At 65.8% G+C, this 21,006-nt stretch carries 18 protein-coding genes; 8 read left to right on the top strand and 10 right to left on the bottom strand.

Translation table 11 applies throughout. The features are described 5' to 3' along the window. Positions 1-104 precede the first annotated feature (104 nt). Together moaB and ypfJ are read right to left on the bottom strand one after the other, a co-directional pair. Positions 105-668, bottom strand: coding sequence for a molybdenum cofactor biosynthesis protein B (gene moaB / locus AC5ZFO_RS26835; protein ID WP_282521561.1), 564 nt, complete (start codon positions 666-668; stop codon positions 105-107). 167 nt (positions 669-835) lie between these two features. Then, positions 836-1,777, bottom strand: a complete 942-nt coding sequence (ypfJ, locus tag AC5ZFO_RS26830; protein WP_496122810.1) for a KPN_02809 family neutral zinc metallopeptidase — start codon at positions 1,775-1,777, stop codon at positions 836-838. A gap of 401 nt (positions 1,778-2,178) precedes the next feature. On the opposite strand from ypfJ, the gene AC5ZFO_RS26825 reads away from it, so the two are divergent. From AC5ZFO_RS26825 to AC5ZFO_RS26815, 3 genes are all read left to right on the top strand, one after another. Next, complete coding sequence (locus tag AC5ZFO_RS26825; protein WP_028150731.1) at positions 2,179-3,309, top strand: site-specific DNA-methyltransferase; 1,131 nt, start codon at positions 2,179-2,181, stop codon at positions 3,307-3,309. Positions 3,310-3,489: 180 nt separating this feature from the next. After that, entirely contained in the window at positions 3,490-3,816 is a 327-nt protein-coding gene (locus tag AC5ZFO_RS26820) for a hypothetical protein (RefSeq protein WP_014497363.1), read from the top strand. A 119-nt stretch (positions 3,817-3,935) separates the two neighbouring features. Then, a complete protein-coding gene (locus tag AC5ZFO_RS26815; RefSeq protein WP_282521563.1) occupies positions 3,936-4,622 on the top strand; it encodes a glutathione S-transferase family protein in 687 nt (228 codons plus the stop codon). Positions 4,623-4,674: 52 nt separating this feature from the next. Here AC5ZFO_RS26815 and AC5ZFO_RS26810 read toward each other — a convergent pair whose 3' ends face one another. The 5 genes from AC5ZFO_RS26810 to AC5ZFO_RS26790 all read right to left on the bottom strand — a co-directional run bounded on the left by AC5ZFO_RS26810 (position 4,675) and on the right by AC5ZFO_RS26790 (position 10,878). Beyond that, a complete protein-coding gene (locus AC5ZFO_RS26810) occupies positions 4,675-6,684 on the bottom strand; it encodes a HAMP domain-containing methyl-accepting chemotaxis protein (RefSeq protein WP_282521564.1) in 2,010 nt (669 codons plus the stop codon). A gap of 271 nt (positions 6,685-6,955) precedes the next feature. Then, positions 6,956-9,502 carry an HWE histidine kinase domain-containing protein gene (locus AC5ZFO_RS26805; protein WP_496122809.1) on the bottom strand — a complete coding sequence of 849 codons (2,547 nt, stop codon included), beginning with the start codon at positions 9,500-9,502 and terminating at the stop codon, positions 6,956-6,958. Then, positions 9,499-10,083 (bottom strand): biliverdin-producing heme oxygenase, encoded by a 585-nt coding sequence (locus AC5ZFO_RS26800; protein ID WP_282521566.1) that lies wholly within the window; start codon positions 10,081-10,083, stop codon positions 9,499-9,501. Before AC5ZFO_RS26800 ends, AC5ZFO_RS26805 begins: the two co-directional genes overlap by 4 nt. Positions 10,084-10,213: 130 nt before the next feature. Next, on the bottom strand, positions 10,214-10,381 hold the full coding sequence (locus AC5ZFO_RS26795) for a YjiS-like domain-containing protein (protein ID WP_282521567.1): 168 nt from the start codon (positions 10,379-10,381) through the stop codon (positions 10,214-10,216). 53 nt (positions 10,382-10,434) lie between these two features. Beyond that, complete coding sequence (locus AC5ZFO_RS26790) at positions 10,435-10,878, bottom strand: nuclear transport factor 2 family protein (protein ID WP_282521568.1); 444 nt, start codon at positions 10,876-10,878, stop codon at positions 10,435-10,437. A 91-nt stretch (positions 10,879-10,969) separates the two neighbouring features. Here AC5ZFO_RS26790 and AC5ZFO_RS26785 point away from each other — a divergent pair, with 91 nt between their 5' ends. Beyond that, positions 10,970-11,893: a LysR family transcriptional regulator gene (locus AC5ZFO_RS26785; RefSeq protein WP_282521569.1), complete on the top strand. Its 924-nt coding sequence runs from the start codon at positions 10,970-10,972 to the stop codon at positions 11,891-11,893. A gap of 136 nt (positions 11,894-12,029) precedes the next feature. Here AC5ZFO_RS26785 and AC5ZFO_RS26780 read toward each other — a convergent pair whose 3' ends face one another. Further along, entirely contained in the window at positions 12,030-12,650 is a 621-nt protein-coding gene (locus AC5ZFO_RS26780; protein ID WP_282521570.1) for a glutathione S-transferase family protein, read from the bottom strand. A 141-nt stretch (positions 12,651-12,791) separates the two neighbouring features. On the opposite strand from AC5ZFO_RS26780, the gene AC5ZFO_RS26775 reads away from it, so the two are divergent. Further along, positions 12,792-14,069: a flavin-dependent oxidoreductase gene (locus AC5ZFO_RS26775; protein ID WP_282521571.1), complete on the top strand. Its 1,278-nt coding sequence runs from the start codon at positions 12,792-12,794 to the stop codon at positions 14,067-14,069. Positions 14,070-14,271: 202 nt separating this feature from the next. On the opposite strand, the gene AC5ZFO_RS26770 is transcribed toward AC5ZFO_RS26775, so the two are convergent. Then, positions 14,272-14,694: a PaaI family thioesterase gene (locus tag AC5ZFO_RS26770; RefSeq protein WP_282524348.1), complete on the bottom strand. Its 423-nt coding sequence runs from the start codon at positions 14,692-14,694 to the stop codon at positions 14,272-14,274. A 52-nt stretch (positions 14,695-14,746) separates the two neighbouring features. Beyond that, positions 14,747-15,886 (bottom strand): A/G-specific adenine glycosylase, encoded by a 1,140-nt coding sequence (mutY, locus tag AC5ZFO_RS26765; protein WP_282524349.1) that lies wholly within the window; start codon positions 15,884-15,886, stop codon positions 14,747-14,749. Positions 15,887-16,014: 128 nt separating this feature from the next. Between mutY and AC5ZFO_RS26760 the strand changes: the two genes are divergently transcribed. From AC5ZFO_RS26760 to smc, 3 genes are all read left to right on the top strand, one after another. Beyond that, a complete protein-coding gene (locus tag AC5ZFO_RS26760) occupies positions 16,015-16,506 on the top strand; it encodes a DUF721 domain-containing protein (protein ID WP_282524350.1) in 492 nt (163 codons plus the stop codon). Positions 16,507-16,645: 139 nt separating this feature from the next. After that, positions 16,646-17,302, top strand: coding sequence for a DsbA family protein (locus AC5ZFO_RS26755; protein WP_282524351.1), 657 nt, complete (start codon positions 16,646-16,648; stop codon positions 17,300-17,302). A gap of 217 nt (positions 17,303-17,519) precedes the next feature. Further along, on the top strand, positions 17,520-20,984 hold the full coding sequence (gene smc, locus AC5ZFO_RS26750) for a chromosome segregation protein SMC (RefSeq protein WP_282524352.1): 3,465 nt from the start codon (positions 17,520-17,522) through the stop codon (positions 20,982-20,984). The last annotated feature ends 22 nt before the right edge of the window (positions 20,985-21,006 follow it).

Below are 21,006 nucleotides of genomic sequence, written 5' to 3'. Positions count from 1 at the left end.
TACCCCTCATCCGGCGCTACGCGCCACCTTCCCCCACATCCGCCCTCGCCAAGGCTTCGGCGGACATGAGGGGGGAAGGGAAGAAAGAGCCTTAGCGTCCGCACTTACACCGTCGCGCCCTGCGCCTTTGCCCTTCGCAGATGCTCATCTAACCGCGGCATGATCTCGACGAAATTGCAGGGACGCGTGCGGTAGTCGAGCTGGGCCGCGAGGATGCCGTCCCAGCCGTCGCGACAGGCGCCGGGCGACCCGGGCAGGCAGAAGATGTAGGTGGCGCCGGCGACGCCGGCGGTGGCGCGGCTCTGGATCGTCGACGTGCCGATCTTGGCGTGGCTCAGCATGTGGAAGGCGATCGAGAAGCCGTCCATGCGCTTCTCGAACAGCGGCTCGATCGCCTCCGGCGTGACGTCGCGTCCCGTAAAACCGGTGCCGCCGGTGGTGATGACGACGTCGACACCGGCGTCAGCAATCCAGCGGCGGACGACGGCGCGGATCGCCTCGACGTCGTCGGTGACGATCTCGCGCGCGGCAAGATGATGGCCCGCAGCGGTGAGGCGATCGGCCAGCGTCTGGCCGGACTTGTCGTCGGCGAGCGCGCGCGTGTCGGAGACGGTGAGCACCGCAATGTTGAGCGCGATGAATTGTTTGGATTCGTCGATCGAGGCCACGACTTCACTCCTGCTTCCCCAACCCCGCCGTCATCCCCGGACGAACGCATTCGCGTTCGCTCGGGAGGTGCGCGCGCAAGCGCGCCTCGAAGGATGGGCCGCGGGCTCGCCATCCTTCGAGGCTCGCCAAGAGGCGAGCACCTCAGGATGACGCCACAATCAGTCTACTAGGACCCGCCGCCGAACGTGTTGCAGGCCTGGACGGTGCCTTGCTGGTAGCCGGTCATGAACCACTGCTTGCGTTGCGCCGCCGAGCCGTGGGTGAAGGAATCGGGCACGACGCGTCCCGTGGCCTGGCGTTGCAGCGTATCGTCGCCGATCGCACTCGCCGTGGTCAGCGCGGCGTCGATGTCACCGGGCTCGAGGAAATTCGGACGCTTCTTCGCCTCGCGGTTGACCCAGACGCCGGACAGGCAGTCGGCCTGCAATTCGACCTTCACCTGGAGCGCATTGGCCTCGGCCTTGCTCCCGGCCTGCTGCTGCAGCCGCGTCACGCGCGGAATGATGCCGAGCAGGTTCTGGATGTGATGGCCTGCCTCATGCGCGATGATGTAGGCGGTGGTGAAGTTGCAGGCGGACTTGCCGGAGCAGCCGCGGAAGCGCGTCTCGACCTCGCGGAAGAAGCCGGTGTCGAGGAAGATGGTGCGGTCCGGCGGACAGTAGAACGGCCCCATCGCCGACTCTGCCCGGCCGCAGCGGCCGCCATTGGTGACGTTGCGGAACAGTACGACCTTCGGACCGGTGTAGGACTGGCCGCTGGCCTGGAAGATCTCGCTCCAGCGGTCGTCGATCTCGCCGAGGATGCCGGAGATCATGCTGCCCATCTCGTCGGTCGGCGCGCCGCGTTTGGCGGTCGAGGACGATTGGCGATCGGTCTGGTAGCTCGGCGCCTGGCCGCCGCCGGTGAGGATCTCGGCGCCGCCGATCAGGATGCGCGGATCGATGCCGAAGGCATAGCCGACCAGGCCGAGCACGATGATGGTGCCGATGCCCAGACCGCCGCCGCCCATCGGCAGGCCGAACCCGACTCCGCCGCCGCCGCCCATGCCGCCACCGTCATCGCGACGATCCTCGATGTCGTCGCTGCGGCGGAAATCATCGTAACGCATGGCGGGTTTCCCTCAGTCCTCAATTGGCGTCATTTGGGCGCAGAAGCGCGAAAGCTCAACGCGCCACACACGTAAAATTTCCAATGCGTTAATCAATATCCCGCTCGGCAATTATTGCCTAGTGCGACAGCATGCCGATGCCAGCAATTTTTTCCGGGGTCGTGCAATTTTTTCCGAGAGAAATTTGGCGACCTGACTGCTCCCGCAGCGCGAAGAAATACGAAATACACTGGAAAACACGACGAATGAGCAGAGCGAAACGCGCGCCATGCGCGATGCGAGGGCTGCTCACGAAAGCGGCGGGTTAAGTCGATTTTTACTTTGCCGCTCCATTGTAACGGTCAGTCGGTTGTTTGGTCCCGCGTCGCCGACAGCGTCGCCTGAGTCAGAGTTCTTGAGTCATGGTAGTGTCGCGTCGCGGGGCGTCTGCAAGGGCGCCCCGCACAAATTTTGAGTCCGCTTCGCACAGCATCATCCTCGGTGATTGCGTCGCCGAGATGTCGAAGCTTCAGGCAGGTTCGGTCGACCTCGTGTTCGCCGATCCGCCCTACAATCTCCAGCTCAAGGGCGATCTCAAGCGCCCCGACGAATCCCATGTCGATGCCGTCAACGACGACTGGGACAAGTTCGATTCGTTCTCCGCCTATGACGACTTCACCCGCGCCTGGCTGCTTGCCGCCCGCCGCGCGATGAAGCCGTCGGCGACGATCTGGGTGATCGGCTCCTATCACAACATCTTCCGCGTCGGCGCGATCATGCAGGATCTCGGCTTCTGGCTCCTGAACGACATCGTCTGGCGCAAGTCGAACCCGATGCCGAACTTCCGCGGCCGCCGCTTCACCAACGCGCACGAGACCATGATCTGGGCCGCGCGCGACGAGAAGGCCAAGGGCTATACGTTCAACTACGAAGCGCTGAAGGCCGCCAACGAGGACGTGCAGGCACGGTCAGACTGGCTGATCCCGCTCTGCACCGGCGAGGAGCGCCTCAAGGGCGCCGACGGCAAGAAAGTGCATCCGACGCAGAAGCCGGAAGGCCTGCTCGCGCGCGTGCTGCTGTCGTCGTCGAAACCCGGCGATCTCGTGATCGATCCCTTCAACGGCACCGGCACCACCGGCGCGGTCGCGAAACGTCTCGGCCGCTCCTATATCGGTTTCGAGCGTGACAAGACCTATGCCAAGGCGGCGGAAGCCCGCATCGCCGCGGTCGAACCGCTGCCGGAAGAAAGCCTCGCCCCGTTCATGACCGCGCGCGAAGCGCCACGGGTCGCGTTCTCCGAGCTGATCGAGCGCGGCATGATCATGCCCGGCACGAAGCTGTTCGACGCCAAGAAGAAGCTCGGCGCACTGGTGCGCGCCGACGGCGCCATCATGCTGGGCGACAAGGTCGGCTCGATCCACCGCATCGGCGCGGTGGCGCAAGGCGCGCAAGCCTGCAACGGCTGGACCTTCTGGCATGTCGAGACCAAGAAGGGTCTCAAGCTGATCGACGAGCTCCGCGCCGAGATCCGCGCGGGTATGGGGGCGGAGTAGCCACTTCCCGCGATCTCGTAGGGTGGGCAAAGGCGCCCTTGCGCCGTGCCCACCATCTCTCTCCCCGGGACGCAGATTTGGTGGGCACGCTTCGCTTTGCCTACCCTACGGCTCCTTGAACGCCGCAACAGCCAGGACTACATTTCCCCGATCAGCCCCGTCCTGACCGGTCCGGCTCCCATGCGACGACAGTCCGAGACTTTGCTGCTGGTGCCGCTGCTGCCGATCTTCCTGCTCGGCATGTTTCCGATGTTCCTGATCGCCCTGCTCGGCTTTTTCGGCCTCGCCATCTTCGGCGTGCTGGTGGTCTGCGTCGGGCTCGCCAGCAGCAACGAGGCGCACGACAATTTCAATCACGACGTCATCGTGCACGGCTATGCGCGCGGATCGGAGCGCAAGGCGCGGGCCTCCGACATGCATCTCGCCACCCGGCTCGGGCTGCGCCTGGAGGCCGTGGGCGCGGCCATGGTCATTACGGCGGCGATCGGTCTTTGTTACGCCGGCTGATCTGCGCACCACGCAGATACCGCCCGGCAAACTCGCCGGTTGCTCTCCCAGGCCATGTTCGGGCACAGAAGGCCGCGACGCCGCAATCATTCTCTAAAAAGGGAATTGGGGAGACAAACATGCTCAAATTCTATTTCAACGGATCGCCGAACCCGACCAAGGTCGCGCTGTTCCTCGAAGAGTCCGGCCTACCGTTCGAGCCGGTCAAGATCGACACCCGCACGGGCGAGCAGTTCGCGCCGGACTATCTGAAGATCAATCCGAACGGCAAGGTGCCGGCAATCGATGACAACGGCACGATCGTGTTCGACAGCAACGCCATCCTGCTCTACCTCGCCGAGAAGACCGGCAAGTTCCTCCCCGCCGCCAACGTCCGCGGCGAGACGCTGTCATGGCTGATGTTCATTGCCACCGGTGTCGGGCCGTATTCTGGCCAGGCCGTGCACTTCAAGCATTTTGCGCCGAAGGACCAGAACCACGACTACGCACATAACCGCTACCAGTACGAGACCGATCGCCACTACAAGATCCTGGACGCTCACCTCAAAGGCCGCAGCTATATGGTCGGCGACAGCTATTCGATCGTCGACATGGCGCTGTGGGGCTGGGCGCGGATGGTGCCGTTCAAGCTCGGCGACGACGCCTTTGCGCGCTACCCGAATGTGAAGCGGTTGGTGGACGAGATCTCGGCGCGGCCGGCGGCCGCACGCGCGATCGCGCTGAAGGACAAGTTCACCTTCAAGGCCGAGATGGACGACGAGGCGCGCGCCAACATGTTCAAGCACATGACGACGAAGGTCGCCTGATCACATCTCGACACGATTTGAAGGCCACGCGCATCCGCGTGGCCTTTTGCTTTTATGCGGCGTGGACCGAGTTCAGGAACTTCGCGACTTCCTGCTTCAGCCGGTTGCTGTCGGCCGAGAGCGAGCGCGCCGCCGAGAGCACCTGCGAGGAGGCCGAGCCGGTCTCAGAGGCCCCGCGCTGGACGTCGCCGATATTGGTCGAGACGCGCTGCGTGCCGTGAGCGGCCTGCTGGACGTTGCGGGAGATGTCTTGCGTCGCCGCGCCCTGCTCTTCCACGGCGGCGGCAACCGCCGACGAGATCTCCGACAGCCGCTCGATCGTGCCGCTGATCTCCCGGATCGAGCCGACCGATTGCTCGGTCGCGGCCTGGATGCTCGAAATCTGTTGGCCGATCTCGCCGGTCGCTTTCGCAGTCTGCTCGGCCAGCGCCTTGACCTCGGAGGCGACCACCGCAAAGCCGCGGCCGGCCTCACCCGCACGCGCCGCTTCGATCGTGGCGTTCAGTGCCAGGAGGTTGGTCTGGCCGGCAATCGTGCTGATCAGCTCGACCACGTCGCCGATGCGGGCGGCCGCCTTGGACAGCTCGCCGACGCGCTCATTGGTCCTGCTCGCCTGCCCGACAGCCTCGTTGGCGATCCGGGCGGATTCCTGCACCTGGCGGGCGATCTCCGAGACCGAGGAGGACAGCTGCTCGGTCGCGGACGCCACCGCCTGCACATTCGCGGTGGCTTCCTGTGACGCCGACGCCACCTCGGTCGAGAGATTCTGCGCGCGCGTCGCGGTCGCCGTCAGCGTGCCGGCCGAAGCCTCGAGCTCGTTCGATGCCGACGACACGGTGTCGACGATCTCGCCGACCGCCTGCTCGAACTGGTCGGCGAGCCGGACCATGTCGGCCTTGCGGCTCTCCGCCTGCCGCGCCTCGGTCTCCGTCTGCTCCGTGCGCAGCCGTTCGGTGTCGATCATGTTGGTCTTGAACACCTCGATCGCCTTGGCCATGTCGCCGATCTCGTCGGCCTTGCCGCGCCCGGGAATCTCGACCTCGAGATTGCCGCCGGCCAGCATCCCCATCGCGCGCGTCATCGACGTCAGGGGACCGACGATGCCCCGCGCGATCAGGAAGGCGACGATCAATCCGAACAGGGTGGCAAGGCCGCCCGCGATCGCCTGCACGGTGGTCGTGCCGTCAATCACGGCTTCGGCCTGGCTGCGCGACTCCTTGTAGTCCTTCTTCAAGGCGGTTTCCGCGACCTTGAGCTTGGCGATGCTGTCGACGATGAGGGGCGCGAGGCTCTTGTGGTAGATCTCGTCGGCCTGGAGCATCGCGGCCGACGTCGTCTCGAACGCGGATTTGTAGATTCCGAGCGAGGTCTTCACGGGCGCGAGCGTGGTTCGCAATTCCGCCGCCTGCGGGCTCTTTTCGAGCGCCGAGAGGCGCTGCGACGCCCTGTCCACATTGGTTCTGAAGTTGGCGGGCCCCTTGCTGTCGCGCAGGGCCAGGAAACGCCAGTTCGCGATCTGGACGAGAAGGAGCCTGGATTCGAGGTCCGCGACGAGGGCCCCGGTGTCTTCGTCGACGGCTGCGCGCGCCACGTCGACCAGCTTGCCCATCTTGACAGTCAGCTCGTCACCGCTCGGCAGCAGCGTCGCCTTGCCCGTCCGCGCCTCATTGACGGCGTCGCCGAGATTGTCACGCAGGCTGCGCATTTTCGCGATGTCGGCGATCAGATCGTTGTAGAGCTTCCGTCGCTCCTCGGAGAGCGTCCCCTGCGCCCCGACCTTCAGCAGCTCGGTCGCCGCCGTCTCCCGCTCTGCGGCCTCCTTCATTGCGGGCTCGCTGGCGTCGTAGATGTAGCGCAGATTGGCGCGCTGGATCGCCTGAAGATGGGTCGAGACCTCCAGGACCCGCGCCGTGCTGTCCGAAAACGCCGAAGCTTTTGCGACCTGGTCCTGCACGGACCGCAAATTCCAGATGGCGACCACCGCCATCACGAGACCAACCGCCACCAAGGCCATGAAACCTGCGTACAGGCGTCCCCTGATCCGCAAACGAAAGTTCGGCATTCCCACTATTCCACCCAGGTGCATGTGAATTCGGGCGGACGAACGACCCCGGCAATCGTCACGGCCACCCCCGGCAGCCGCGAGTCGCTTTTCGGCACCCACGCTGCACCGCGGTACAATGAGGGACACTCGTTAATTGAACCTTCCGATTTTTCGCGTATGTGTGCGCCGGCTCGCACAAGACCTGCTGATTTTATCGGCAGTTGCACAGGTTTCGGGGCAAAGCCCGCAGCCGCATGCAGAGCGCTGCACGCGTCGCCGGGATGGATATTTATTGGGCGACCGTCCCCTGCAACTTGCCGAGCGCGTTCTCGACGACTTCCAGCGTGTAGGGCTTCTGGACCACCGGCGCGGACGCCAGCTCGTCCGGGATCGGCGCGCGCTCGCCATAGCCGGTCGCGAACATGAAGGGCACGCCGATCTCCTTCAGCTTCTCGGCCACCTTGATGCTGCTCTCGTTGCCGAGGTTGAGATCGAGCAACGCAAAACCCGGACGCGTGCGCTCGATCGCGCGCAACGCCTGGTCGACGCTCGCCGCAGTATCGACATGGCGGGCACCGAGATCGAGCAGGATGACTTCCGCCGCCATGGCGATGATCAGATTGTCCTCGACGATCAGTGCCGTCTCGGAAATTCGCGGACGGGCGGGTTGCTGCTCCTCGACGCGCATGGCGGCTCCTGCGATTGATGGTACCAGTTCGACGAAATTGGGCGGGATGACGAATTTGGCCTGGACACCCAACAGGTCGAACCGGATCTCGGCTTCGCCCTTGAGGTCGAACGGCACCGATCGCTCGATGATGGTGGTGCCGAAGCCGCGGCGCGACGGCGGCTGCACCGGCGGCCCGCCGCTCTCCTTCCACTCGATCTCGAGGCTCGAATTCGGATCGAGCCGCCAGACCACCTCGACCTGGCCGGTGGAATCCGCGAGCGCGCCGTATTTGGCGGAATTGGTCATCATCTCGTGCACGACCAGCGCCAGCGTCGCGAACGCCTTGGGATCGAGCGCGACGTCGGGCCCGCCCATCTTCACGCGGCCGGCGCGCGCGCCGAGATAGGCGCCGGCCTCGGACTCGACCAACGAGCGCAGCGCAACCGGCGCCCAGTTCAAATTGGTGATCTGGTCGTGGGCGCGGGCCAAGGCCTGGATGCGGCCGCCGAGCACGCCGGCGAACTCCTCGACCGAAGTTGCGGTGTCCTTGCTCTGCGCGACCAGCGCGCGGACGAGGCTCAAGATGTTGCGGACGCGGTGATTGAGCTCGGCGATCATCAGCTCCTGCCGCTCCTGCGCGCCGCGACGCTCGCGGGCGGCAAGGTCGGACAGTTGCAGGATCACTTCGAGCAGCGTGACGCGCAGGCTCTCGGCGATGCGGATGTCGGCCCTGGACCACGGTTTCGACTGGCCCGCCACCGTTTCCTGCCACAGCTCAAAGCTCTTGCGCGGCGTCAGGCGTGGTCCGTTCGGACCCTCGTCATAGACCTTGTCGGGCGCGCCGGCCCAGTTCACCGAGCGCACGACCTCGCGCCGGAAGAAGATCAGGCAATCCCGCGGGGTCCGCGAGATCGGAATGGCGAGGAATCCGGCCGCGCGGTCGCGAAAGGACTGGCCAGCAGCATAGACCTTGGCAATCTCGGCACTGGCGAAAATCCGTCCCGGCGAGGTCCGGTTGATGAAGGCGACCAGCTCCTTCACCTCGTCCTCGGTCGGCGTCTGGCCCTGAAGCGTGATCTTGTTGTCGGACCACACCGCCACACCGTCGCAATCGATCATCCCGCGATAGTCGCCGAGGAAGTCGACGATCGCGCGCCGGCTGTGCTCGTGCGAGGCCGCGGTCTCGATCAACCGCTCCTGCACCTGGTGAGCGCGCATCTCGTAGGCGACATCGCCCTCGCGCTCGCGCCCCTCCACGATCCAGGAGAACATCTGCCCGAACAGCTCGGACGCGGTGCGCTTCTCGAACGAGATGTAGCGCGGCGAATAATGATGGCAGGCGAACAGGCCCCACAGCTTGCCGTCGCGCAGGATCGACACCGACATCGAGGCCCCGACGCCCATGTTGCGCAAATATTCGATGTGGATCGGCGAGACCGAGCGCAGCACGCTCATGGAGAGATCGAGCAGCCCCGTATTGTGCGTGGCCGTCGAAAACAACGCGGCCGGTTTCGAATTGATATCGGCGATGATGCGCAGCCAGTTGCGCTGATAAAGGATGCGGGCCTGTTTGGGGATGTCGGAGGCCGGATAGTGCAGGCCGAGGAACCGCTCGAGGCCGGCTTCGGCAGCTTCAGCGATCACCTCGCCCGATCCGTCCGGGTGAAACTGATAGACCATGACGCGGTCGAATCCGGTCAGGACCTTGAGCTGGCGCGCCGCCTCGCGGGCGAGTTCGGTCATGCCGCGGGTCTTGCGGATTCGCTCCAGCATCAGGCGGACGAGCTCGCCGGAATTGACGCCGGGCTCGCTGACGCTGGGCTCTGCCTCGATGACCAGATAGGCGCCGGAGAAGTGGATGGAGAGATCGTAAGGCGGCTTGCCGGGCTGGAGTTCGACACCGAACATGCGCTCGGTCGTATCGGGACCGCTGAGATGATCGACGCGGCTGCGAATGGTCTCGACGGCGGCTTCCGCGATGACGCGCGACAGCGGCTGCTGGAGCAGGTCGGCGACGTCAGTCCCGAGAAAGCTGCCGACATTGTCGGAGGCCATGCAGATCGTGAAATCCGACAGCACCGTGAGCAGGAAGCCGAACGGCTGGACGCTGCCGGGAATGTGGATCGGCTCGCGATCGCAATTGGTGAGATTGACCGCCTCGTTCATGCGCGGTCCGCCGCCTGCTCGAAGGCCGCGAAGGCGACACGTGCCGATTCGATCGCCTCGTCCTCGTCGCAAGCCTCTTCGTTTTGAAGCTTCGCCAGAAAGCTCTGCCAGAGCCGTTTGCCCGCGCCATGGCCGAGATAGGCGGTGGCCTCGCCGATGCGCGGATCGGCCGCATCGGCGACCGCCTTCAGCAGAAACTTTGCGCCGAGACGGGAGCCCTCCAGAACGTACAACGTGCCGAGCATGCCACTGCGCGTCAGCGGCTGCACGGACACGGTGGATTGCGCGACGCTGCCGAGCTGCACGAGATCGGCCGCGATCGCGGCGCTGCGCGCCCGTTCCCGCCAATCCGGAAGCATCTTGGCGACGCCAGCCTGCACAAGTGCTGCTTCGAGCGGAAGAAGTGCGCCGGCGCTGGCTTGCAGGAAGCGGCGGTAACCGGACATGACTGTGAGGTCGAACGACGAAAGCTGCGCATCGAGCTCCCGGTGCGCATTCGCAGTCGCATCTCTCAATCGTTCGCGGAGTCCGGGAAAACTGCGGCCCACCTGTGTCGAGACGTCCGAAACCCCAGCCAGCATGAAATTTCCCAAACGCGTGCGATGGGGGGCGCGATTGCCCCCGAACCGAGCAAACGCCCGGCGGAACCCGATGGTTCCGCCGGTGACGATAAAATGGGATGCAGGCGGCGCTTGGATCTCGTTCGTTTGTCTAACTCCGTCGCACCGGTCTCCTCAGTTCGTACGCGATCTCCGCCCGGGTCATGCCGCAGTCCTGAAGCTCCCGGTCGCTCATGGCGGCGAGCTGATATCGGGCCCGGGATCGTTCACGCCTGATACGGACGATCGCTGCCAACCTGCGCCAGATCGAGACGACCATCGCCGACCGGGGTCGACGACACCGGTCGGCGGACGAGATGGTCCTCAATCCCGTCAGCTCGCAGCCCTCACGGGCGTCTGCGGAAACGGACCGAGCGCTTTCTCGGTCAGGGTCGAGTCGCAATATTCCCGGATCTCCTTGATCTTCCCGTCCTCGAGGCGAAACACCAGGCAGTAGTCGTTGTCATAACGAACGCCCTCGGGCGTGACGTTGTCGCCCTTGGCTTCCACCACGACGACGTCGCCATCGGCGACGAAACGGTGAGCGACGGTGCGGGTCCGGTCACGCAAGCGGGTACGTACATAACCGTGCAGATCGCCAAGGATCGCCTCCTTGCCGGAGAAGGTGCGCGACCAGGAATACTGGCCGGTCACGACCCATCTGGCATCGTCGGCGAGGCTTGCGACGAACAGGGCCCGGTCGCGCGCGGCCGGATCGGGATTGGCGGCGGCGGCAAAGATATCCTGCATCAGTTTCTTGTTGGCGCTCGCGCTCATGGCGGCATCTCCGTTTGGTGGCAACACGGAGATCATCCCTGCCGGATGAGAATTCTTCAAATCGATAGTGGATATGATATCTATTCGCCTCATGAATTTGAATTCGCTTGACCTCAATCTCCTGACCGCGCTCGACGCGCTGCTGCGCGAGGCCAATGTCAGCCGGGCCGCGCTTCGGATCGGGCTGTCGCAGCCGGCCGCGAGCCACGCGTTGCAACGCCTGCGCGACATCTTCGGCGATCCGTTGCTGGTGCGCACCGGCGCGCGCATGGAGCTGACGCCGCGGGCGCAAGCGCTCCGCGCGCCGCTGGCCCAGGCGCTCGACCAGGTGCGCGGGCTGTTCATACCCGACGACTTCGACGCCGCGCGCAGCGAGCGACAATTCCGCCTGATGATGCCGGATCTCGCGGTCGAGCTGCTGATGCCGCCCTTGATGGAAAAAGTGACGCGGGCCGCGCCCAACGTCCGCATCGACGTCGTACCGTGGCGGGGCCCCGCGATCTTTCACGCCGAGTTCGCCCGCACCATCGACCTCGTGATCTCGATCGGCAACGCCTTCAAGGGCTTTCACCGCCAGTTGCTCTACACCGACAGCGACGCGCTGGCGGTGCGACGCGGCCATCCCATGGCTGCGAAGCTGAAGCGGCGCGAGACGTTCCTGGCCGCACGCCATGTCGGCGTCATCATCCGCGGCCAACCGGAGGATCTCATCGACACCTGGCTGCGCGCCAAGGGCATCGAGCGGCACATTTCGCTGGTGGTGTCAGGCTATCTCGAAGCGCTGCACGTCGCCGCCCGCACCGACCTCGTCGCCTTCGTGCCGCGCCGTCTGATCGCGGCGCTGTCGAAGCAGCTCGGCCTCGTCGCGGTGACGCCGCCGCTCGATCCCGGAATCGACGAGCAGTTCATGTTCCATCCGACGCGGGCGCAGATGGACCCGGGCTCGATCTGGCTGCGGCGGCTGATGCTGGCGACGGGACGGGAATTGGAGCAAGCCAAGCGCAAGCTCTCGTAGGGTGGGCAAAGCGGCTTGTCCGCCGAAGCTCGAAGAGCGAAGGCGGAAGCGTGCCCACCACTTCTTTCATAACGCGGATAGATGGTGGGCACGGCGCTTTGCGCCTTTGCCCACCCTACGAAGCCGACGCCCTGCCTTACGCCTTCTGCGCGTCCATCACCTTGCGCACGGCGGGGCGGTCGGACATGCGTTTGAAGTGATCGGCGATCTTCGGCGTGGCATTGATGTCGACGCTGTCGCCTTCGAGCCAGAGCGAGAGCGTGTGGAGGTAGGGATCGCAGATCGTGAACTGGTCGCCCATCACCCAGGGACCTTTGAACATCTTCTGCTCGATCAAGGAGAAGCAGGCGCCCATGGTCTTCGGCACCATCGCCTTCATGTCGGCGAACGAGCTCTCCTGCGTCGCCCAGCGCGCGCCGCGCATCTTGTGGGCATGGTTGATGTGCGCGGTCGAGCAGAGATAGGAATTAAACGACTGCACCTGGGCGAAGTCGAAGGGATCGTCGAGCGGCGCGAGCTTCACCTTGGGGAAGGTCTGCGCGATGTAGGCCAGCATCGCCGGCGTCTCGGTCAGCACGCCGCGATCGGTCACCAGCGCCGGCACGCGGCCCTTCGGATTGATCGCGAGATAGTCCGGGCTGTTCTGCTGGTTATCCTTGAAGCTCAGCCGTTCAGCCGTGTAGTCGGCGCCGGCCTCCTCCAGGGTCATGTAGGTGGCGAGCGCGCAGGTGCCGGTGGCGTAGTAGAGCTTGAGCATGTCGGACCTCATGGGAAAATTGGAAACTAACGGCTGCGGGCCGCCAGGTCCATAGCACGGCGTTCTCCGTGCTTTTGCTCTTCGCAGTTGCCCACCGCCGCCCGCCTGTGCCAAGACGCCCGCAATCGGAGGGGTTTTGTCATGACCGTACTCATCGCCGGCGGCGGCATCGGCGGGCTGACGCTTGCGCTCAGCCTGCACGGAATCGGCGTTCCCGCAAAAGTGTTCGAGAGCGTCGCGGAACTGAAGCCGCTCGGCGTCGGCATCAACGTGCTGCCGCATGCGGTGCGCGAGCTGATCGAGCTCGGGCTGATGGACAAGCTCGACGCCTGCGGCGTACGCACGCGCGAGCTCGCCTATTTCTCCAAGCACGGCAAGCCGATCTGGAGCGAGCCGCGCGGGCTGGAAGCCGGCTACAAATGGCCGCAGTTCTCGATCCATCGCGGCACCCTCCAGCAGCTCCTGCTCGACACTGCGATCGAGCGGCTCGGCCGCGAGAACATCCTGACCAGCCACCATCTGACCGGCTGGACCGAGACGGACAACGGCGTGCGCGCGGATTTCATCGACAGGGCGACCGGCAAGGCTGCCGGCAGATACGACGGCGCGATCCTGATCGCCGCCGACGGCATCCATTCCGCCGTGCGAGAAAAGCTTTATCCGCAGGAGGGACCGCCGATCTGGAACGGCCGCATCCTCTGGCGCGGCGTCACGCCGTCAAAGGCCTTCCTCACCGGCCGCACCATGATCATGGCCGGGCACGAGATCCTGAAATTCGTCTGCTATCCGATTTCGAAGGCGCCCGATGCGGCGGGCAACCATCTGATCAACTGGGTTGCCGAGCGCCACATGCCGCCGACCTATCAGTGGCGCCGCGAGGATTATAACCGCACCGCGCGGCTGGAGGAGTTTCTGCCATGGTTCGAGAGCTGGCAGTTCGACTGGCTTGACGTGCCCGGCCTGATCAAGAACTGCCCGCATGCCTATGAATATCCGCTGGTCGACCGCGATCCGGTGTCGCAATGGACCTTTGGCAAGGTCACGCTGATGGGCGATGCCGCGCATCCGATGTACCCGATCGGCTCGAACGGCGCCTCGCAGGCGATCCTCGATGCCCGCACCATCACCCGCGAGATCCTGGCCCATGGCCCGACGACCGCGGCGCTGCTCGCCTATGAGGCCGAGCGCAGGCCCGCGACCACCGACCTCGTCCTGCTCAACCGCAAGAACGGCCCCGAGCAGGTGATGCAGCTCGTCGAGGAGCGCGCGCCGGATGGTTACGGCGTCGTCACCGACGTGCTGTCGCAGCAGGAGTTGGAAAACATCGCCGCGAACTACAAGCGCGTCGCGGGATTCCAGGTCGAGGCGCTGAATGCGAAGCCGCCGATCGTGAGCGCTGGTGCGCGCGCGGGGGTGTGAGGCTCTCGCTCAAAGCGAGATGTGCATGAATGCGCCCTCGCCCCTTGTGGGAGAGGGCAGCGACGCTGGCAGATGCGGGCTCACTTTGGTGAGGGGTCTGTCTCCGCGAGTGCAATCCGCATTTGAATTCGCGGAGACATACCCCTCATCCGGCGCTTCGCGCCACCTTCTCCCACAAGGGGAGAAGGAAGAAAGAGCGAGTCTATTTCCCCACCACCCTCGCCGCCTCCAGCAGCCGCTCGCTGGCGCTGGCCGTCGCCAGCACCGTGCCGTCTTCGGCCATCAGCTTCGCCTCGACGAACGCAATCGTCTTGCCGAGCTGCGTCACCTTGGCCTCGCCGATGATCGGTCCGGGCCTTGCGGGGCTGAGGAAATTCACGGTCATGCTGATCGTGGTGGTGTAGAGCCGGCCCTCGCTCATCACCAGCACGGCCGGTCCCATGGTGTCGTCGAGCATGGCAGAGAGCATGCCGCCCTGGATGAAGCCCGCCGGATTGCAGAACTCGGGCTTGCCCTCGAAGGCGAGCCTGATCCAGCCCTCCTCCGGACGGGCATCGACCAGGCGCCATCCGAGCAGCTCGGCGCAGGGCGGCCTTGGAAAATTGTCGAGTGCGGTCTTGACCATTGGCAGCCTCCGTATCGGGCGCTGATAGCGTAGCGCTGCTGCCAGCGCACTGTCAGGAGCGCGCGGCCGTTGAAAGATCCAGCGCGTGCGCGATCACCTTGCGCATGACGTTGGGCAGCGCCTCACCGGCGAGGGTCGCGATCGGCACCCAGCGCATGCCTTCGGGCGCGCGCGTGCGCGCTTCGGCCTCCGCCGTGTAGACCACCAGCTCCAGCGGAAAATGCGTGAAGACGTGGGTGACGACGCCCAGCTTGCGCTGCCAGCGCGACAGCCCCTTCAGGTCCGGCGCCTGCTGCTTTGCCGTCGCGTCTTCCTGGCCGGCCAGCCAGTCCGAACCCGGCACCTCGGTCATGCCGCCAAGAAGGCCTTTTTCGGGCCTCGAGCGGACCAGCAGCTCGCCGCCGCGCGTCACGACGAAGGCAGCACCGCGCCGCAGCGTTCCGCTCTTCTTCGGCGCCTTGCGCGGAAACGTTTCCTGCGTCGCTAGCGCACGCGCGGTGCAATCCTCATTGAGCGGACAGAGCGAGCAGGCCGGCTTCTTCGGCGTGCAGATCGAGGCGCCGAGATCCATCAGCGCCTGCGCGCTGTCGCCAGCGCGAGACGTCTCGTCGCCGGCGCGAGAGTCTGCGAGCAGCGTCGCCGCCAGTTGCTGGATCAGCGGCTTGGCCTGCGGCAGTTCCTCCTCGACGGCGAACAGGCGCGACACCACGCGCTCGATGTTGCCGTCAACAGGCATGGTGCGGCGGTCGAACGCGATCGCGGCAATCGCCGCCGCCGTATACGGCCCGATCCCCGGCAGCGCGCGCAGCCCCTCTTCCGTGTCCGGAAACACGCCGCCGTGCTCGCGCGTCACGGCCACCGCGCAGGCATGGAGATTGCGCGCGCGGGAGTAATAGCCGAGGCCAGCCCACATCCGCAGCACGTCATCCTGCGACGCTCGCCCCAGCGCCGTGACATCCGGCCAGCGCGCGACGAACTTTTCGAAATAAGGGCCGACGGCTTTCACGGTGGTCTGCTGGAGCATGATCTCCGACAGCCAGACGCGGTATGGGTCCGAGGTCTCGCCGGGTGCAGCCCGCCAGGGCAGGCGGCGACGGTGGCGATCGTACCATTGGAGGAGCGCGAGCGGGCGCGATGAGGTCCCCGCCTGACCAGGTTCCAATTTCGCCTTTAGTGCCGATTTGGGGCTCATGCTCTCAGTGTAGCGGCAACGCGCCGGCCTCTCCACGTCATGCCCACCCTCATCGCGGGCATCCACGTCTTTCTTCGCGGACCGCTTCCCAATGGTGAGGCCTACCCTCCGAAGTGCTATAAGGGTCCATGTCCAAATTCCCTCCCAAACCCGGTCCCATCAGCGCCAAGCCGCTTTCGCTGCTGCTCAACGACGTCTTTGCCGAGGCCTATGCCAAGCAGGGGTTTGCCGCGCGCGAGCTGGTGACGCGATGGGCGCAGATTGCCGGGCCGGAGATTGCGGCCCATGCCGAGCCTTTGAAGATGCAATGGCCGCGGCCGGTCGAGGGCCAGCCGCAGGAGCCGGCGACCCTGGTGCTGCGGGTCGAGGGGCCGATGGCGCTGGAGATCCAGCACTCCGCCGACGTGATCCTGGAGCGGGTCAATCGCTTCTTCGGCTGGAGCGCGGTCGGCAAGCTCGCCTTCCGCCAGGCCCCCCTGTCGCGCGCCCGGCCGCCGGTCCGGCCCGGTCCGCCGGATCCCAAATCGGTGGCCAAGGTGGCGGAGAGCCTGGGGGACATCGAAGATGAAGAATTGAAGACAGCGCTGGCGCGGCTCGGGGCGGCCATCAAGCGAAATTGAGCCTCATTCCGCCGGTAATCTGGACCCGTCCCTGTCGCTCGCCATTGCCTCAAACTACGTTTCAAGCTAGCGACAGGCCGCCTGAACGGGAACTCAATAGGACCCTTGGGGCGAGACCACATCAATTCGGGAGCCGACCTTGATCATCACCCGCCGCGCCTTCAACACGATGCTGTCGCTGACCGGTCTTGCCGCGTTCGCCGGGCTGTCGCCGCTGCGGTTCATCAACGAGGCCATGGCGCAGTCGGCCGCCGATGTGGCCAAGCCCGTGTCGCTCCCCGACATGGCACTCGGCCCCAAGGACGCCCCCGTCACCATCACCGAATATGCCTCGATGACCTGCCCGCATTGTGCGGCGTTCAACGAGCAGGTGTTCCCCAAGATCAAGTCGGAATACATCGACACCGGCAAGGTGCGTTACATCTTCCGCGAGTTCCCGCTCGACATCAAAGCCGCCGCCGGCTCGATGCTGTCGCGCTGCATCGCCAAGGACGACGCGCCGAAATATTTCGCGGTCACCGACATGCTGTTCCGCCAGCAGAACGACTGGGTGTTGAAGAACACCACGGAGACGCTGACGCGGATCGGCAAGCAGGCCGGCCTCACCCAGCAGCAGGTCGAGGCCTGCCTGAAGGACCAGGCGCTGCTCGACAAGATCGCCGCCGACCAGAAATACGCCAGCGACGTTCTGAAGGTGGATTCGACGCCGACCTTCTTCATCAACGGCGAGAAGATCAAGGGCGAAGCCTCGTTCGATGAATTCGCCAAGAAGATCAATCCGCTGCTGAAGAGCTGATTTTCCCCGCTCAACGCCTGATTCGCATCTCAAAAGCCGTATCTTTCCCGGCATAAATCCCTTGGGAAAAGCGGCTTTCGCCGGTTGCCCTCGCGGCGCACCGCGGCCATTGTCCGACCGCATGAGGCGCCTCGCGCGACTCACCCAGAGAGTGACATTGCCTTCCATGGTATTGTCCCGGCAGGGGATTCGCGCCTGCCAACAGAGATGCGTGCTTATGAAAATCACCCGCCTGCGCCTTCACGGCTTCAAGTCCTTCGTTGAGGCCACGGACTTCGTCATCGAGCCCGGCCTGACCGGCGTGGTCGGCCCCAACGGCTGCGGCAAGTCGAATCTCGTCGAGGCGCTGCGCTGGGCGATGGGCGAAACCTCGTACAAGTCGCTGCGCGCGGCCGACATGGACGCGGTGATCTTCGCCGGCTCCGGCAACCGTCCTGCGCGCAACCACGCCGAAGTGACGATGACGATCGACAACACCGATCGCACCGCGCCGGCGGCGATGAACGACAGCCAGCTGCTCGAAATCTCCCGCCGCATCGAGCGCGAGGCGGGCTCGGTCTATCGCATCAACGGCCGCGACGTGCGTGCGCGCGACGTGCAGATCCTGTTCGCCGACGCTGCCACCGGAGCGCGTTCGCCCGCCCTCGTCCACCAGGGCAAGATCGGCGAGATCATCCAGGCCAAGCCCGAGCAGCGCCGCCGCGTGCTGGAAGATGCTGCCGGCGTCGCCGGCCTGCACGCCCGCCGCCACGAGGCCGAGTTGCGGCTGAAGGCCGCCGAAACCAACCTCACCCGCGTCGAGGACGTGATCGGCCAGCTCGCCGGCCAGATGGAAGGCCTGAAGAAGCAGGCCCGTCAGGCCGTGCGCTATCGCGAGGTCGCGGCCAAGGTCCGCAAGGCGGAAGCGACGCTGTTCCACCTGCGCTGGATCGGCGCGCATGCCGACGTCAACGAATCCGGCCAGACCCATGATCTCGCGGTTCGCGAGATGGCCGAGCGCACCCAGCATCAGGCCGAAGCCGCCCGCATCCAGGCGATCCGCGCCGCCGAAATGCCGGCGCTGCGCGATGCCGAAGCGCGCGCCGCGGCCGGGCTGCAGCGCCTGACCAATGCGCGCGAGCTGCTCGACCGCGAGGAAGAGCGCGCCAAGGAGCGCGTCGCCGAGCTCGAGCGGCGCCTCGCCCAGTTCGAGGGCGACATCTCGCGCGCCCAGCAGCAGACCATGGACGCCGACGTCGCGCTCCAGCGGCTCGACACCGAAGATTCCGAGCTGAAGGAAGAGATCAAGTCGCGGGTCGAGAAGCGCTCCGGCGTCGACGAGCGCGTCGGCGAAGCCGAGGCGGTGCTGACTGAAACCGAGCACCAGTTCGCCGAGCTCACCACGGCGCTCGCCGACCTCACCGCCAAGCGCAACCAACTCGAAGCCAATGTCCGCACCCATCGCGACAAGCTCGCCCGCCTCGACCAGGAGATTTCGAATGTCGCGGCCGAGGAGCAGAAGCTTGCCGACGAGACCGGCGGCTTCGGCGATCTCGACGAGCTGACCGCAACGGTCGAGAACGCGGAGCAGACCCTTGCTGCTTCGGAAGCCGCGGCCCAGGCGAGCGAAGCCGCGCATGTTGCCGCGCGCCAGACGCTGGAATCCTCGCGCTCGCCGCTCGTCGAAGCCGACAAGCGCGTGCAGCGGCTCGATACCGAAGCGCGCACGATCTCCAAGATCGTCAACGGCGAGACCAAGAATCTGTGGCCGCCGATCATCGACGGCATCACCGTCGACAAGGGCTTTGAGAAGGCGATCGGCGCAGCGCTCGGCGACGATCTCGATGCGCCGGTCGATCCGTCCGCGCCGATGCGCTGGACCAATGCCGGCGTCACCGACGGCGATCCGGAGCTGCCCGAGGGCGTCGTACCGCTCGCGAGCCACGTTCAGGCGCCCGCCGAGCTGGCGCGCCGCCTGGCGCAGATCGGCGTGGTGCCGCGCGAGCGCGGCGCCGAGCTGGTCTCGCAGCTCAAGACCGGCCAGCGGCTGGTCTCGCCCGAAGGCGACGTCTGGCGCTGGGACGGCTTTGTCGCCGCGGCCCACGCCCCGACCGGCGCGGCGCGGCGCCTCGCCGAGCGCGCCCGCCTCGTCGACATCGAGAACGAGCTGGAGCAGGCCCGCATCGACGCGCAGATCAAGCGTCAGGCGCTAGAGAATGCCGAGTCCGAGCTGCAGATGGCCGCCAGCACCGAGGGTGCGAGCCGCGAGGCCTGGCGCGCCGCCCAGCGCGAGGTGAACGTCGCGCGTGAGCGCCATGCCACCGCCGAGCGCGAGATCAGCCGCCGCGCCGCGCGCAAGGCGACGCTGTCGGAAGCCCATAGCCGTATCGCCGCCGACCGCGCCGAGGCCGAGGCCGCGTACGAATATGCCGAAGCCGGCATCACCGAGCTGCCGTCGAGCGAGGACACCGAGACCCGTCTCGCCGCCGTCCGCAGCGACATCGAGGGCCATCGCCGCATGGCCGCCCAGGTCCGCGCCGAGGCGCAGGCGCTGGCGCGCGAGGCGGAACTCGCCGACCGCCGTGTGCAGGCGATCTTGGCCGAGCGCACCGAGTGGCAGAACCGCAAGGAGAGCGCGGCCTCTCACATCGACACCATCCAGACCCGCATCACCGAGGTCTCGATCGAGCGCAGCGATCTCGAAAACGCGCCCGCCGTGTTCGCCGAGAAGCGCAGCGCGCTGATCACGGAGATCGAATACGCGGAAAACGACCGCCGCATGGCCGCCGACGCGCTCGCCTCGGCCGAGACCGCGATGGCCGAAACCGATCGCGTCGCGAAATTGACCCTCGAGGCGCTCTCCAGCTCCCGCGAGGCCACCGCGCGCGCCGAGGAACGCATGGAAGGCGCACGGCGCCGGCTCGAGGACATCGAGCGCGAGATCCGCGACATGCTGGAGGTCGAGCCGCAGGCCGTTGCCGGCCTCGCCGAGATTGAGCCCGGCGCCGAGTTGCCGCCGCTGCACGACATCGAGGAAGACCTCGAAAAGATGCGCCGCGACCGCGAGCGCCTGGGTGCGGTGAACCTGCGCGCCGAGGAAGAGCTGCGCGAGGTCGAGACCCAGCACACCGGCCTCGTCACCGAGCGCGATGACCTCGTCGAAGCCATCAAGCGGCTGCGCCAGGGCATCCAGAGCCTCAACAAGGAAGCGCGCGAGCGGCTCCTGACCTCGTTCGAGGTCGTCAACAACCACTTCAAGCGCCTGTTCGTCGAGCTGTTCGGCGGCGGCGAGGCCGCGCTGCATCTGATCGAGAGCGACGACCCGCTCGAAGCCGGTCTCGAGATCATCGCAAAGCCGCCAGGCAAGAAGCCGCAGACGCTGTCGCTGCTCTCGGGCGGCGAGCAGGCGCTGACCGCGATGGCGCTGATCTTCGCGGTGTTCCTCACCAACCCCTCGCCGATCTGCGTGCTGGACGAAGTCGACGCACCGCTCGACGACCACAACGTCGAGCGCTACTGCAACCTGCTGCACGAGATGACCGGCTCGACCGACACCCGCTTCATCATCATCACGCACAATCCGATCACGATGGCGCGGATGAACCGGCTGTTCGGCGTCACCATGGCCGAACGCGGCGTCTCGCAACTGGTGTCGGTGAGCCTGTCAGAGGCGGTGGACATCCTCGACCAGAACGTGGCGTGATATCTCTGGCGTCATTCCGGGG

The sequence above is a fragment of the Bradyrhizobium sp. Unk1 genome (assembly GCF_059512345.1).
This window is presented reverse-complemented; position numbering and strand designations above follow the sequence as displayed.